General features: G+C 37.4%; 12 protein-coding genes. 10 read left to right on the forward strand and 2 right to left on the reverse strand.

Annotated elements, in window-relative coordinates; all coding sequences use genetic code 11:
• The first annotated feature begins 73 nt into the window (after positions 1–73).
• Positions 74–1,264, forward strand: coding sequence for a GlmU family protein (locus IEV85_RS11805; RefSeq protein WP_188463537.1), 1,191 nt, complete (start codon positions 74–76; stop codon positions 1,262–1,264).
• A gap of 90 nt (positions 1,265–1,354) precedes the next feature.
• On the forward strand, positions 1,355–1,783 hold the full coding sequence (gene rpiB / locus IEV85_RS11810) for a ribose 5-phosphate isomerase B (RefSeq protein WP_188463540.1): 429 nt from the start codon (positions 1,355–1,357) through the stop codon (positions 1,781–1,783).
• A 108-nt stretch (positions 1,784–1,891) separates the two neighbouring features.
• On the opposite strand, the gene IEV85_RS11815 is transcribed toward rpiB, so the two are convergent.
• On the reverse strand, positions 1,892–3,304 hold the full coding sequence (locus IEV85_RS11815; protein WP_188463542.1) for a hypothetical protein: 1,413 nt from the start codon (positions 3,302–3,304) through the stop codon (positions 1,892–1,894).
• Between the two features lie 100 nt (positions 3,305–3,404).
• Between IEV85_RS11815 and rbfA the strand changes: the two genes are divergently transcribed.
• The 7 genes from rbfA to IEV85_RS11850 all read left to right on the forward strand — a co-directional run bounded on the left by rbfA (position 3,405) and on the right by IEV85_RS11850 (position 11,571).
• Positions 3,405–3,788 (forward strand): 30S ribosome-binding factor RbfA, encoded by a 384-nt coding sequence (gene rbfA, locus IEV85_RS11820; RefSeq protein WP_188463544.1) that lies wholly within the window; start codon positions 3,405–3,407, stop codon positions 3,786–3,788.
• Positions 3,789–3,803: 15 nt separating this feature from the next.
• Positions 3,804–5,030, forward strand: a complete 1,227-nt coding sequence (locus tag IEV85_RS11825) for an ABC transporter permease (protein WP_229712578.1) — start codon at positions 3,804–3,806, stop codon at positions 5,028–5,030.
• Between the two features lie 102 nt (positions 5,031–5,132).
• The gene (locus IEV85_RS11830; protein WP_188463546.1) at positions 5,133–8,060 is read left to right on the forward strand and encodes a DEAD/DEAH box helicase; all 2,928 of its coding nucleotides are present in this window, start codon (positions 5,133–5,135) and stop codon (positions 8,058–8,060) included.
• A gap of 31 nt (positions 8,061–8,091) precedes the next feature.
• A complete protein-coding gene (locus IEV85_RS11835; RefSeq protein ID WP_188463548.1) occupies positions 8,092–8,916 on the forward strand; it encodes a hypothetical protein in 825 nt (274 codons plus the stop codon).
• Between the two features lie 99 nt (positions 8,917–9,015).
• Positions 9,016–10,380 (forward strand): DNA repair protein RadA, encoded by a 1,365-nt coding sequence (gene radA / locus IEV85_RS11840; RefSeq protein WP_188463550.1) that lies wholly within the window; start codon positions 9,016–9,018, stop codon positions 10,378–10,380.
• 13 nt (positions 10,381–10,393) lie between these two features.
• Positions 10,394–10,993 carry a DUF2179 domain-containing protein gene (locus IEV85_RS11845; RefSeq protein ID WP_188463552.1) on the forward strand — a complete coding sequence of 200 codons (600 nt, stop codon included), beginning with the start codon at positions 10,394–10,396 and terminating at the stop codon, positions 10,991–10,993.
• Between the two features lie 71 nt (positions 10,994–11,064).
• A complete protein-coding gene (locus tag IEV85_RS11850; protein WP_188463554.1) occupies positions 11,065–11,571 on the forward strand; it encodes an FKBP-type peptidyl-prolyl cis-trans isomerase in 507 nt (168 codons plus the stop codon).
• On the opposite strand, the gene IEV85_RS11855 is transcribed toward IEV85_RS11850, so the two are convergent.
• Positions 11,558–12,451 carry a 1-aminocyclopropane-1-carboxylate deaminase/D-cysteine desulfhydrase gene (locus IEV85_RS11855; protein WP_188463556.1) on the reverse strand — a complete coding sequence of 298 codons (894 nt, stop codon included), beginning with the start codon at positions 12,449–12,451 and terminating at the stop codon, positions 11,558–11,560. The two genes, IEV85_RS11850 and IEV85_RS11855, sit on opposite strands and share 14 nt — an antisense overlap.
• A 103-nt stretch (positions 12,452–12,554) precedes the next feature.
• Here IEV85_RS11855 and IEV85_RS11860 point away from each other — a divergent pair, with 103 nt between their 5' ends.
• Positions 12,555–13,673 (forward strand): DUF6340 family protein, encoded by a 1,119-nt coding sequence (locus tag IEV85_RS11860; protein ID WP_188463558.1) that lies wholly within the window; start codon positions 12,555–12,557, stop codon positions 13,671–13,673.

Consider the following 13,673-nt stretch of genomic DNA (forward strand, 5'->3'; position numbering starts at 1 on the left):
TTTTTTTGTTTAAAATTCATTTTAAAAGTCTCTTGGATAGTCATATCCAAGAGACTTTTTTATTTTTGTACCTATGAACTATCTGCTAATTGAACAGGCTGAAACTCGTAATAAGCTTAAACCATTTACATTTACTCGTCCTATAGCGGAAATAAGAGTAGGTATCCTCACTATCCGCGAGAAATGGGAAAAGTATCTTAAGACCGGGTTGTCACATATAGCTGTACCCCACCTTCAGCAAAAGTTTCCTCAAAAATTAGCTAAGCAAAATGTTTTAATCAACAGTTCGGTTTGTCCTACACCGGAGTTAGTAAATGCTATAGCGTTAGGGGCAACTTTAAAAAAAGGCAATATATTGATTGCTGCTCATGCTTCGGATGAAGAGATTTCTTTTTTTAATGTTTCTGAAAAGCTGCAAGAGGCTGCTGAGTTTGATGGCGAGCTCACTATTATTTCTGAAAAATGGAATATTTTCCAGTTTAATGGTAAGGAAATTAAAGCAGATTATAACCTGATTACAGCTGGTCGTAATACTCAGCATATTAATGATCCTCATTCCATTGTGTATAATGAAAGTAACATCTTTATTGAAGAAGGAGCAAGCATTAAGGCGGCCATTCTAAATGCAGAGGATGGCCCCATTTACATTGGAAAAAATGCCGTTGTAAACGAAGGTGCTATTATTAAAGGACCCTTTGCATTATGCGAAGGTGCTCATCTTAGTATGAGAGGAATTATTAAGGGAGATAGTACTGTAGGTCCTTATTGTAAAGTGGGTGGTGAGATAAGTAATACTGTCTTTTTCGGATATTCAAACAAAGGACATGATGGTTTTATCGGTAATTCAGTGATAGGCGAATGGTGCAATCTTGGAGCTGCAACCAATACATCTAACCTTAAGAATAACTATGCTCACGTGAAGCTTTGGGACTACGGTCAGCAGAAATTTGAGGATACTGGCTTGCAGTTTTGTGGATTAATGATGGGAGATCATTCAAAATCGGGCATAAATACAATGTTCAATACAGGAACTGTGGTAGGAGTATCCGCCAATGTTTTTGGAAGTGGTTTCCCAAGAAATTTTATTCCATCATTCGCCTGGGGCGGAGCTTCCGGTTTTACTACTTTCAAGTTAAGTAAAGCTATGGAAGTAGCTTCAATTGTAATGCAAAGAAGAAATGTTGAGTTTGATGAAAGTGAGCAACAGATTATGACACATCATCATGAAGAAAGCATAAGTGACAGGTTTTGGGAAAGTAATTAATGAATCTATACGGTCTGCAGTTGCATTCGGAGCTAACAGGACTGAAAGTATATTTAAAACTGATTAAATAAATCCATTATAAATTAAAATATGAGAGTAGCTATAGGAGGAGACCATGCAGGTTTCGAGTACAAACAAAAGCTCGTAAAATTTTTGGAAGAGAAAGGTTTTACTGTAAAAGATTTTGGTCCTTTTAATGATGATTCAGTTGATTACCCTGATTATGTTCATCCTCTGGCCACTTCTGTGGGAAATGGGGAGCAGGAAATGGGTGTGCTAATTTGTGGAAGTGCGAATGGTGTAGCAATAACAGCCAATAAACACGAGAAAATCCGTGCGGCAATCGCCTGGAAAGTTGAGTTGGCCACATTAGCCCGTCAGCACAATAATGCTAATATTTTATGTCTCCCCGCACGCTTTATTAGCTACGAAGATGCAGAAACTATTACCCTTGCTTTTCTAAAAGAACACTTTGAAGGAGGTAGACATGAAAGAAGAGTGAACAAAATTCCTTGTTAATATAGGTTGCCAGGCTAACAAGTTGGATTACAGGTTAAAAAAGCATCTGGGGTATTAAGTTGATTGCACGAGGAGGATGCTTGAACTAGAGGTGAATTATCTTTGCATCTATTCTTCATTATTTAAAACATACACCTTTGCGTTTGTCTTCCTGTATTTTTTTCTTATTCCCGGAAGCTTGTTTAAAACCTCTTCGGCCACTCCATCCAAATCAATGATGGTTTCCGGCTCATTCGCTATTAAGTCATCATAAATCATGGCTAATTGCTGAGGGTTATCCGTTTCAGTCCAGACTTTCTTACTTAACGGCCAGTTGTAGAATTTGGTAGCTACGCTGGCAGCATCATTATAAATGGATTTTCCTTCACCTAATACCAGTATGTTTTTGCCTTTTACCTCTTGATCATATAAGCTTTCATATATTTTTAGTGTGCCGTAATTTCCCCATTTGTGGATATAAAAATTTTGATAGAAAAGAGAATAATTAATTACCAGTAGGCTAGCAGTAAACAGAAGGGTAAAGATATTAGCTAAAAACCTGCCTTTGATTTGTAATAAAAAATGGGCGATGAAAAAAGCCATAAAGGGAATAAATACTATTAGCTGATAAGGTGCTTTTACATCAGATAAAATCCAGACAGACCAGGCGGCAATAAACATCATAAACATAACCTGCTGAACACGTACCTGGTAATTTGTAAAGCGGGAGATGGTGAAAGTCTTATATAATGATGCCACAAAAACAAGAGTAGGAATTCCTATAATTAAAGACAGAGAGGTCAGTCCAAGCACATTTTCTTTATCGTGAATTAAAGTAAAAAGAATCCATTGATAAAGCATCTCGCCCAAGGCATTATGCCAAAAATAATATAAAGCTACAACTGCTATTGGTAACATGAATCCATACAGGAACATCAGGTAACGTCTGAATATTAGTCCTGTAAGAAGGATAAAAGATAAAATGGTAGCTATCACAAACACAATGGAGGGCAGGTAAAACAACACTGCCAATCCCATAAAAAAACCTGTTTTAAAAATAGTGAGGTCATCCAGCTTATTTTCAATTCTAAGGTAAATATTATCAAGCACCAGCAAAATAAAGGTCATGCTGATTAATACCGGAGACAACGTGAAAAAATCAAAAAACACTTGCATCAATAAAGCATATACAAAAGCCGGAACATACGAATTTTCGTTATAAGCTTTATTTTTATACATGATGTTATTGAATAACACAAACTGATAACCCATCAGAAGAGTAGCCAAAATTTGATAAGCCAGAATTGAGCGCCCAAAAACAAAATCGATGGCGCTATACACCCATGCCGCCAGTGGGGCAATGGGTTCAAATAAATCTATATATAAAATATTTCCCTGGTTCAGCGTTTCTCCTATCAGCATCCAGTTGAGCTCATATTGCAGAGGCTCAGAAGATATAAAATAGGGTAAACGAATAAGAACTACTGCCAAAAAAAGTACAATCAGGCGATAGGGGTCATTTATTCGGAAAAAGCCAATCAATTAATTAAGTTTTTAAGTTAAACTACAAATGCTAAATTAGAGTATAAAGCACAAATTGTATAAAATATCGTGCATATTTGTAGTGAAAAGAATGAATATTATGGCAGCAGGAACAAGACAGCAGAAATTTTCTAGATTAATTCAGAAGGATCTGGGGGAAATATTCCAAAAAGATATGGGAAATGCCTTCGGTAAAACCTTTATTACTATAACAGAAGTGGAGATGTCACCGGATTTAGGCTTGGCAAAAGTATACTTAAGCTTAATGCTTGCAGAGAATCCTAAGGCAACTATGGAGGAAATACAACTGAAGAAAAGTGAAATCAGAAAGCATTTAGGTAATAGAATAGGTAAACAGGTGAGAATAGTACCCGAGCTGGTTTTTTATTTAGATGAAACTCTTGATCAGGCAAACAGGATAGAATCTATTTTATCAAAACTGGATATTCCGCCAGCTGATGATGAAGAAAAAGAAGACAATTAATACTAACCCTTCCTTTTGAAAAATCTTTCTTACTTTATAGCCAAGAGGTACTTTTTCTCTAAAAAAAAGAAAAGCTTTATCAACGTACTTTCCATTATTTCTATGGTTGGCGTGGCTATTGGTACTATGTCCTTAATTATAGTGCTATCTGTTTTCAATGGTCTGGAAGATCTGATCAGATCCTTATACAGGTCTTTTGATGCAGACCTTCAGATCTCACTAAAGGAGGGGAAGTTTTTTGATTATGAGGAAGAAATGGCGCAACAGCTTTTGGCCATTGAAGGGGTGGAAAGCATTACACGTGTAATGGAAGATAACGTGTTGGTGAGGTACAATGACGGAGAAACGGTGGTGAGAATGAAGGGTGTAAGCCCTGAGTTTATCCAACATAACAAACTGGAGGATTACATTACTGAAGGGCAAATAAAATTGCAGGAAAAGGAGCAGAACTTTGCAATAGTGGGCAGGGGAATTCGCTATGACCTGGCCATAAACCCCAGAAATGATTTTTTAGCACTTCAATTTTACTACCCAAAAAATATAAAGCCCGGTGTTACCAACCCATCAAGCATGTACAATTCAGGTATTCTTATGCCAGCCGGGGTTTTTGCTATTGAAAAACAATATGATGAGAAATATATTTTTGTGCCCCTTCGGTTTGCGGAAAAATTAATTGGTAAAAAGGGTAAGCTGACAGCTATTGAAGTTAACCTTGATGAAAATAAGGAAGTAGAAAAAGTGCAGGAACAGATGGTGGCACAGTTCGGAGAGACGTTCGAAATTCTTAATTCTGACGAACAACACGCCTCCCTGTTACAGGCTATAAAAATTGAAAAGCTGTTCGTTTACCTTACTTTCACATTTATTTTGGCAGTAGCCTCTTTTAATATCTTTTTCTCTCTTACCATGCTGGCACTTGATAAGAAACGAGATGTAAGTATTCTTTATGCTATGGGGGCTTCGAAACAAATCATCCGGAAGATATTTCTGGTGGAAGGTTCTATTATTTCATTCTCCGGAGCAATAGTAGGCGCAGCACTGGGACTCATTATTTGCTTTCTTCAACAACAGTATGGCTTGGTTTCAATGGGAATGGCTTCGGCTGTGCAGGAAGCTTATCCGGTAAAAATGCTCCTTTCAGATTTTATTTTCACAATGGGCAGCATTATTCTGATTACTATGCTAGCCTCATTTAAGCCAGCATCAGTGGCAGTAAAGTCTTTAGAAGTGCACAGATTATAGATTTTTCAGTTTTTTCACAAAAAATAACGAGTTATTTACTAAATTTCAAACTTGATTTTTTTAAATGGATCACTAAACTGAAGAGAAGACAAGTTTTCAGCTATGAAGGTATTTACTACTCAACCTTTCCAGATAATTTATTCATTATTTGAACATGAGTTTTTAGGCTATATATTTGAATCATTTGTTGTACAGAAAAACAGCAGGGGAGAGCTTACTTTTGCCCACCAGAATATTTCTTCCAAAAATGCTAAAGAGTTTGCGAAAGGATTGGATGAGGTAGATTATGAACTAATAGAAATGATGGATTCTATTCAGCAGGATGCCATTGCACGAAAATTCTATAAAACCAAGGTTAAAACAGCTGAGTTTTTTGATAAAGTTTACCACCCTGAAAAAGGCAATCAGCTACTTCAGGAGGAAATACAGAGATATTTAGAGAGAAGAAGGGCGAAAATTTTGTCCAAGCTGACCGATAAAATGCTTTTTGAAATGGGGAATGATGGTGAGCCTGCATGGCGCCAAATCCACATTCAGAAAGAAAAGGCCACAGTACTTTTTCATTTTGTTAAAAATGAAGATAACACGCATTATTTCCCTACAATTAAACATGAAGGGGAAAAGGTAGATTTTCAATACAAAGGGGCGTATTTAGTTTGCCATGAGCCTGCTTACATGGTTGTAAATCAGAAACTTTATTCATTTGCTAAAAACCCGGATGGTAAAAAACTTAAGCCATTTCTGAACAAATATTTCATTGCTATACCTGAAAAAGTTGAGGATCAGTATTTCAGGAAATTTGTAGCTCCTCTAGTAGCCTCATTCGATGTTTTTGCAAAAGGATTTAAAATTAAAACTATAAGGGAAGAGCCTAACCCCTTATTAAAAATTTCTGAATTAGCTACTTCAAGTGCTTCTTTAAGCCTTTTTGAAGAAGATAAAAAAGAGGTGAGGGAAGAGGGGAAGTTATTGATTGAACTTAAATTTAAATATGGTGAGCACACTTTTTTATTGGGTACTGATCAATCAGTTTCGGTTAAAGTAGAGAAGGAGGATGGTCAGTTTTTATTTAAGCGTTTAGTTAGAAATATAGTAAAAGAAAAGAGTTTGCGGGATGCCATGGTGAGTCGTGGCTTAAATATTCTTAAAGGTAAATTAACTCTTCCCAAGTCTCAGGCCTTTAGCTGGCTTTCAAAAAATACAGATTGGCTGAAGGAAAATGGCATTCAGGTAGAACAGGATAAAGCGAGCAATGCAAAGCAGTATTTCCTTGGGCAGTCTTCTATTTCAATAGATATTTCTGAGGGGATAGATTGGTTTGATATTAACGCGGTAATCATGTTTGGTGATTATCAGATTTCATTTAAGGAATTAAGAGAGCATATAAATAATAAACAAACTGAGTTTAAATTACCTAATAATCAGTATGCGGTTATTCCTTCCCACTGGTTTGAGGACTATTCAGAACTTTTCAGCTTTATGGAAAAAGGTGCTGATGATAAAATGAAAATCAAGAAGCATCACCTGGCTTTGGTTCAGGATCTTGAGAATAGTGAGCTGGCCTCTGTACAAATGGATAGAAAGCTGGCGAAACTCAGAGATTTTGACCAGATTGATGACCATCCTCTGCCGGAAGCATTTAATGGAGAGCTAAGGCCTTACCAAAGGGCAGGTTTTAATTGGCTCCAATTCCTTAATAAATATAATTTTGGGGGATGCCTTGCTGATGACATGGGCTTGGGTAAAACTGTGCAGACTTTAGCTATGCTCCAGTCAGAAAAGGAAGAGGGAAGAGTGAATGCAAATTTACTGATTATGCCTACTTCATTAATTTATAACTGGATGAATGAAGCAGCCAAGTTTACTCCTGATTTGAGGATTTTTATTTATACAGGTACTAACCGTGTAAAAGATGCCAGTCAGTTTGAGAATTATGATCTGATACTTACTTCCTATGGCATTACCCGACTGGACATTGATGTGCTCTCTGATTATTATTTCAATTTTATTATTCTGGATGAATCTCAAGCCATTAAAAATCCGGATTCTAATATTGCAAAGGCTGTTAAAAAATTAAAATCTCGCAGAAGGTTAGTACTGACCGGTACTCCTGTTGAAAACAGCACAATGGATTTATGGTCGCAGATGTCATTTGTGAACCCTGGGTTGCTGGGGAACAAAAAGTTTTTCAAAGATGAATTTGTAGTGCCTATTGAAAAGAAGCAGGATGAAACGAAATCTCAGAAATTAGCCACACTCATAAAACCCTTTATTCTTCGGAGGCATAAATCACAGGTGGCCACAGAACTCCCGGATAAAATTGAGAAAATCCATTATGCCACTATGACAACCATGCAGGAAGATAAATACGAGGAGGTAAAATCTTTCTACAGAGATAAAATTCTGGAGCATATTGAACAAAATGGAATAAGAAAATCTCAAATGGTGCTTCTTCAGGGCCTTACGCAACTGAGGCAAATTGCCAATCATCCTAAAATGGTGGATAAGGAATATAAAGGAGATTCCGGCAAAATGGAAGATGTAACTCATATGCTAAGCTCCATCATCTCCAAGGGGCATAAGGTGTTAATATTTAGTCAGTTTGTGAAGCATTTGAGCTTGATGAAAGACTATATGGAACGGAGCAGAATAAAATTTGCTTATCTGGATGGTAGTACAAAAGACAGGGAAAAACAAGTAAGACTTTTTCAGGATAATGACAATATTCCTGTGTTCCTTATTTCCTTAAAAGCAGGTGGGTTGGGTTTAAATTTAACTGCTGCCGATTATGTATTCCTCTTGGATCCGTGGTGGAACCCGGCTATTGAGCAGCAGGCAGTAGACAGAGCGCACAGGATAGGTCAGAAACAACAAGTGTTTACCTATAAATTCATTACTAAAAATACGGTAGAAGAGAAAATTTTGGCATTGCAGGAGCGGAAAGTGAATCTTGCCAGAGACCTGATAAGCACTGAAGAAAACTTTATGAAAAACTTAACCCAGGAGGACATTCAATCTATTTTAGCTTAAGTTTTCATTCTACTTTTCACTTACCGTGTAAATGCATACATTACTTTACCTCACAGATCTTTATTACCAGGCTAAAGGCAGAAAGTATTATGAAGAGGATTTATTTATAACTTCTCAATTAAAGGAGCATTTTAATGTACTCATTGGTCACCCACAGCAGGCAATTGCCCTTTCTGAACATACAGATTTGATTGTTTTCAGAAATACAGGGCCAGTGAGTGCTTACCAGGAGTATTTCGATCGATTTATGGGAATTGCTCAGGAAAAGAACTTGCGTACTTTTAATTCCTTTGATGGAAAAGCAGACATGAGAGGCAAGCAATATTTACTGGATTTATATGAGTTGAGTTATCCCGTAATTCCAACGGTTGAGCATTTTGGAGGTATTTCTAAATTTCCTGTATCTGATCAATATGTTGTTAAGCTACGAAATGGAGCAGATTCTATTGGAATGGAAATCTTAACCCATAAAGAATTATTTCTGAACAACCCCCAAGACAAACTGATCCAGCCTTTTATCGACTTTCAATATGAGATCTCCTTTTACTACCTCAATAACTCCTTTCAATATGCGCTGCATGCCCCTATTAAAGAAAAACGATGGGAATTAGTAGAGTATGAGTCTACCAAGGAGGATTTAAGCTTCGCTGAACAATTTATTCAATGGAATAATATGAAACGAGGGATCATGAGAGTAGATGCTTGCAGGCAAAAAGATGGCTCCCTCCTTTTGGTGGAATTAGAAGATTTGAATCCGTTTCTATCACTAGGCTTATTGAATGCCACAAAGAGAAAATTATTTATGGAGGAATTTATTAGCGCTTTGAAGAAGATGGAGGCTGAAATAGAAGGTTAGCCTATCAAGATTCATCATTAATACTTTCTCTTAATATTTAACTCTCTCTTCTTTAAACAGCTCCATAAAAAAGCCTTAACTTTAAATTTTTAACAGGACATGGCTAAAACTAAAACATTATACTTCTGTCAGAATTGCGGTGCGGAATCACCAAAATGGGTGGGTAAATGCCCTGCTTGTGGCGAGTGGAATACTTTTGTGGAGGAAGTGGTACAAAAAGAAAAATCTGCCTCAGGTTATATTTCTTCAAGACACACTGTCAATAAGCCAATAGCCATTCAGGAAGTGGAAGCTTCTAAGGAAGCCAGAATTATTGTGCCTGATGGAGAACTGAACCGTGTTTTAGGAGGAGGCATTGTGCCAGGTTCATTAGTTTTAATTGGTGGCGAACCAGGAATTGGAAAATCAACTCTGATGTTGCAAATAGCACTCAATCTTTCCCATAAAAGGGTGCTCTATGTAAGTGGTGAGGAAAGCGCACAGCAAATTAAAATGCGGGCAGATAGGATGGAACACAGTTCTGAAAACTGTTTTATCCTGACAGAAACAGCAACAACAGATATTTTTAAAGAGGTAAAGGAATTGGATCCTGATATTTTAGTGATTGATTCTATTCAGACACTCACTTCCCCTAAAATGGAATCAGCGGCCGGAAGTGTGGGCCAGGTGAAAGAATGTACCGCAGAGTTAATGCGCTTTGCTAAAGAAAATAAAATACCGGTTTTCCTCATTGGTCATATTACTAAGGATGGAGCCATTGCCGGGCCTAAAGTTTTGGAGCATATGGTAGATGCAGTACTTCAATTTGAGGGGGACAGGCATCTTTCCTACAGAATTTTGAGGACAACCAAAAACCGATTCGGCTCCACCAATGAATTGGGTATTTATGAAATGCTGAATAATGGACTACGACAAGTAAGCAACCCTTCTGAGATTTTGATCAGCCAAAAAGAAGGCGATGTAAGCGGAACTGCCATTGGTGCAACGCTGGAAGGAAACAGACCATTATTAATTGAAATTCAGGCTTTGGTTAGCACAGCTACTTATGGCACACCGCAAAGAAGTGCTACAGGCTTTGATAGTAAACGGCTAAATATGTTGCTAGCCGTTCTGGAAAAAAGAGGAGGATTTAGGCTAGGCATTCAGGATGTGTTTTTGAATATTGCCGGAGGAATAAGAGTGGAAGACCCTGCAATTGATTTAGCAGTATGTGTGGCTATAATTTCTTCTCTTGAAGAGATTTCGGTATCCTCTAAAGCTTGTATGGCGGGAGAAGTAGGCTTGGGTGGCGAAATAAGAGCCGTTAACCGGATCGATAATAGGATAGCGGAAGCTGAGAAATTAGGTTTTGAAGTAATAATAGTTTCCAGGTTTAGCTTAAAAGGTATTGATCAGTCAAAATATAACATTGAAATTAAAGCTTGCTCTCGTTTGTCTGAGGTGGTGAGCTATTTGTTTGGATAGTAAATTTTTTTAGATGGATTTTTTTCAAAATGTTGGAGTCTCTCCTGAAGTTTTTTCATTTGTAGTATTACCTCTTCTCATATTTTTTGCCCGGGTAGCAGATGTTTCAATTGCTACTATAAGGGTAATATTTGTATTGCAGGGTAAAAAATCAGTAGCTCCCGTATTAGGTTTTTTTGAGGCCCTGATCTGGCTCTTGGCTATAGGACAAATCATTAAGCACATTGATAACCCTATTAGCTATATAGCTTATGCAGGTGGTTTTGCTACAGGTACTTTTGTGGGCATGTTTATTGAAGAAAAGCTGGCATTAGGCAGGGTAGTAGTTCGGGTAATTACAGGTAGGCCTGCTGTTGAATTAATCGAATACTTAAAAAGCAATAACTATCGGTACTCCAATATAGATGCTACAGGGAATGATGGTAAGGTAAATATTATCTTTACCGTAGTTAAGCGTGAGGTACTTCCTTCCCTGATTCCGACAATCAAAACTTATAATCCGAAGGCATTTTTCACCATTGAAGGAGTGAAAAGAGTAAGTGATGAAGACTTGGTGGTGAAGGAGAATAAAGGCGTGATTTTAGGTAAGATGCTTAACTTCAAGAGGAAATAGCGCATATTTCTTTGAGAGCTACAAATCCTTGGTTTTTCAAACATCAGATTATCACTTTAGTTAGTATTACTATGGAGATTCAGAAAAACACGGTAGTTACACTTTCTTATCACGTAAGAAAAGATGATGAAAACGGTGTGCTGGTTGATTATTCAGGCCAGGATTATCCTTTACGGTTTCTTATTGGTGCTGGTAAAATGCTACCTTATTTCGAGGAACATTTAATGGGAAAGAGTAACCACGATAACTTTGCCTTTCGCTTACCAGCTGATTTTGCTTATGGCAAGAAAGATGAATCACTCATAAAAGAAATTTCTATAGATAAATTCCTGGAAAAGGAAGGTTATACAAAGGAAACACTTCAGGTTGGCGAGTTCATCCGATATGAAAATGCGGAAGAAGCACAAAGTGGAAAAATTATTGATAAAACTAAAAAGTATATCATAGTAGATTTTAATCATCCTTTGGCAGGAAATGATTTGTTCTTTAAAGGTCAGATTATTTCGGTAAGGAAAGCATCTTTTGAAGAGATAGAGAGACAGCACCACATTGAACCTGATGGTATTAGATTTCAATGATGTTTCCAAATCTCGCATTGAAACCTGCAATACCCTGTAATCCTCCTGTGTGAATAGCTAAAATATTATGGTCAGGAGAAATCTGGCCTGATTTCCAGGCACTCAGTAATCCATAAATCATCTTTCCATTATAAATAGGATCAAGGGGAATTCCGGTTTTTTGGTAAAAGTCATTAATCAACTCTATTAGTTCTGGTTTCCATCTGGCATATCCGCCAAAAAATAAGTCCTGATGAATCTGCCATCCTTCATGAGTGGCTGCCATTTCAAGCATTTCTTGCTCTATCCAGTTTCCTTTTAAAGCAGAAAAACCAAGTATTTGCTGATGTTCTCTTTTTGAATGAACTAAACCGGCCATTGTGCCACCTGTGCCCACAGATACACCTATTAAATCATATTCTTCAGGAATAAGACTGGATATTTCCTGCGTTCCTTTTATGGCCAGGTCGTTGGTCCCACCTTCAGGGATTAAATAAAAATCGCCAAATTCCTCCTTCAATTGCTGAATGAAGTCAGCGTCATTTTTATCCCTAAATTGTCCTCTGCTAACAAATTTTAAGTGCATTCCTTGTGCTTTTGCAGCACTGAGTGTAGGGTTTTCCACCTCTTCTCCCCTGATTATTCCTACAGATGAAAACCCGCAAGCATTGGCTGCACATGCTGTTGATATAATATGGTTAGAAAAAGCACCTCCAAAAGTCAATACCATTTTTTTTTGCTCATTCTGGGCTTTCTGGAGGTTGTATTTAAGCTTAAAAAATTTATTTCCTGAAGCACTTAAATGAATTTTGTCTAACCTGAGGACGTCAAATATTAAGCCTGCATAATGTACTTTCTGAATAGTAACATTTTCAGGCTGAAAAAAATTGACCAAAGACATAGAGTAAAATTGTGGGATTTTTATAAATTTAATAAAATTTCAGATGTGAAGTGAGCTATTATCACCTTAACATTTGAGTTAATTAACGAAGCTAATCAAAAAGATGATAATAAGAAGGGGGATTTTCTTTGTGACACTAATTCTTTTCTCAGGTTGTATGAAATCTGTCTCAATTAGTACAATGCGGCCTGCAGAAATTAATGTACCCAATAGTGTTCAGTCTATTGTAATGGTGGACAGGTCTTTGCAGCAGAGGCAAACATTAGGAATTATTGAAGGCGTTCTGTCGGGAGAAGGAATCAATGAAGATCGTGATGGGGTGATGGCACTTTTTAGTTCTCTTCAGAATAATTTAAGGAATTCACCCAGATATGAGGTGAAACTGGCCTCTGAAAAGCTTAAAGCTAATTCCATATTAGGATCATTCCCTGATCCGTTAGATTGGAGAGAAGTAAATAATTTAACAAGAAAATATGGAGTGGATGCTTTGCTGGCTGTGGAATTATTTGACACTAATTTCATTGTAACCAACGGCAAGAGGAAGAAAACCAGAAAGGTGAAGAATGCTGATGGCAAAGAGATAGAGGAAGAGTTTACAGAATTTTTTGCGGAGGGTGTAGGTTCAGCCAGAATAGGAATTCGCCTTTATTACCCTGAAGAAAGAGCTATTATTGATCAGGATGTATATACGCAAAACAGAACGTGGGAAGCCACAGGTACCAGCATCAGAGATGCAGTGGCCAGTTTAGTGCAAAAGTCGCAGGCTACAAAATACTTAGGCTCTGCTATTGGAGGGACTTACGCAGGTAAAATTGCTCCAATGCCTGTTTACTTATCCAGAAGCTATTATGCTAAGCCTAAGAAAAATGTTTATATGAGTAAAGGTGCGCGTCAGGCAGAGGTAAATCAGTGGGAAGAGGCAATTAGCAGTTGGAAAATGGGGATCAACAACAGTAGTGATGGCAAGCTGATGGGCAGAATGGCCTATAACATCGCATTAGGTTATGAAGTAATTGGGGATTTATATGCTGCACAGGAGTGGGCCGGAAAAGCATATGTTGATTATGGGGAAAAAAAGGGCCAGGCCTATGCAGCACAATTGCGAAACAGAGTAATCAACGAACAGATTTTGGACGAACAGATGAGTTTGCCTGATCCTAAAGCAAAAGAATCAGAAGAAGCCACTACAGGCAAACCTAAAGTGAAGCTGAAAATCAACTGA

Origin of the sequence: Marivirga lumbricoides (genome assembly GCF_014636295.1) — a bacterium.
GTDB lineage: Bacteria > Bacteroidota > Bacteroidia > Cytophagales > Cyclobacteriaceae > Marivirga > Marivirga lumbricoides.

Coding starts and splice junctions, on each gene's coding strand:
- rbfA (WP_188463544.1), top strand. CDS start 3,405: ATGGCAGCAGGAACAAGACAGCAGAAATTTTCTAGATTAATTCAGAAG.
- IEV85_RS11830 (WP_188463546.1), top strand. CDS start 5,133: ATGAAGGTATTTACTACTCAACCTTTCCAGATAATTTATTCATTATTT.
- IEV85_RS11805 (WP_188463537.1), top strand. CDS start 74: ATGAACTATCTGCTAATTGAACAGGCTGAAACTCGTAATAAGCTTAAA.
- IEV85_RS11850 (WP_188463554.1), top strand. CDS start 11,065: ATGGAGATTCAGAAAAACACGGTAGTTACACTTTCTTATCACGTAAGA.
- IEV85_RS11855 (WP_188463556.1), bottom strand. CDS start 12,451: ATGTCTTTGGTCAATTTTTTTCAGCCTGAAAATGTTACTATTCAGAAA.
- IEV85_RS11835 (WP_188463548.1), top strand. CDS start 8,092: ATGCATACATTACTTTACCTCACAGATCTTTATTACCAGGCTAAAGGC.
- rpiB (WP_188463540.1), top strand. CDS start 1,355: ATGAGAGTAGCTATAGGAGGAGACCATGCAGGTTTCGAGTACAAACAA.
- radA (WP_188463550.1), top strand. CDS start 9,016: ATGGCTAAAACTAAAACATTATACTTCTGTCAGAATTGCGGTGCGGAA.
- IEV85_RS11845 (WP_188463552.1), top strand. CDS start 10,394: ATGGATTTTTTTCAAAATGTTGGAGTCTCTCCTGAAGTTTTTTCATTT.
- IEV85_RS11860 (WP_188463558.1), top strand. CDS start 12,555: ATGATAATAAGAAGGGGGATTTTCTTTGTGACACTAATTCTTTTCTCA.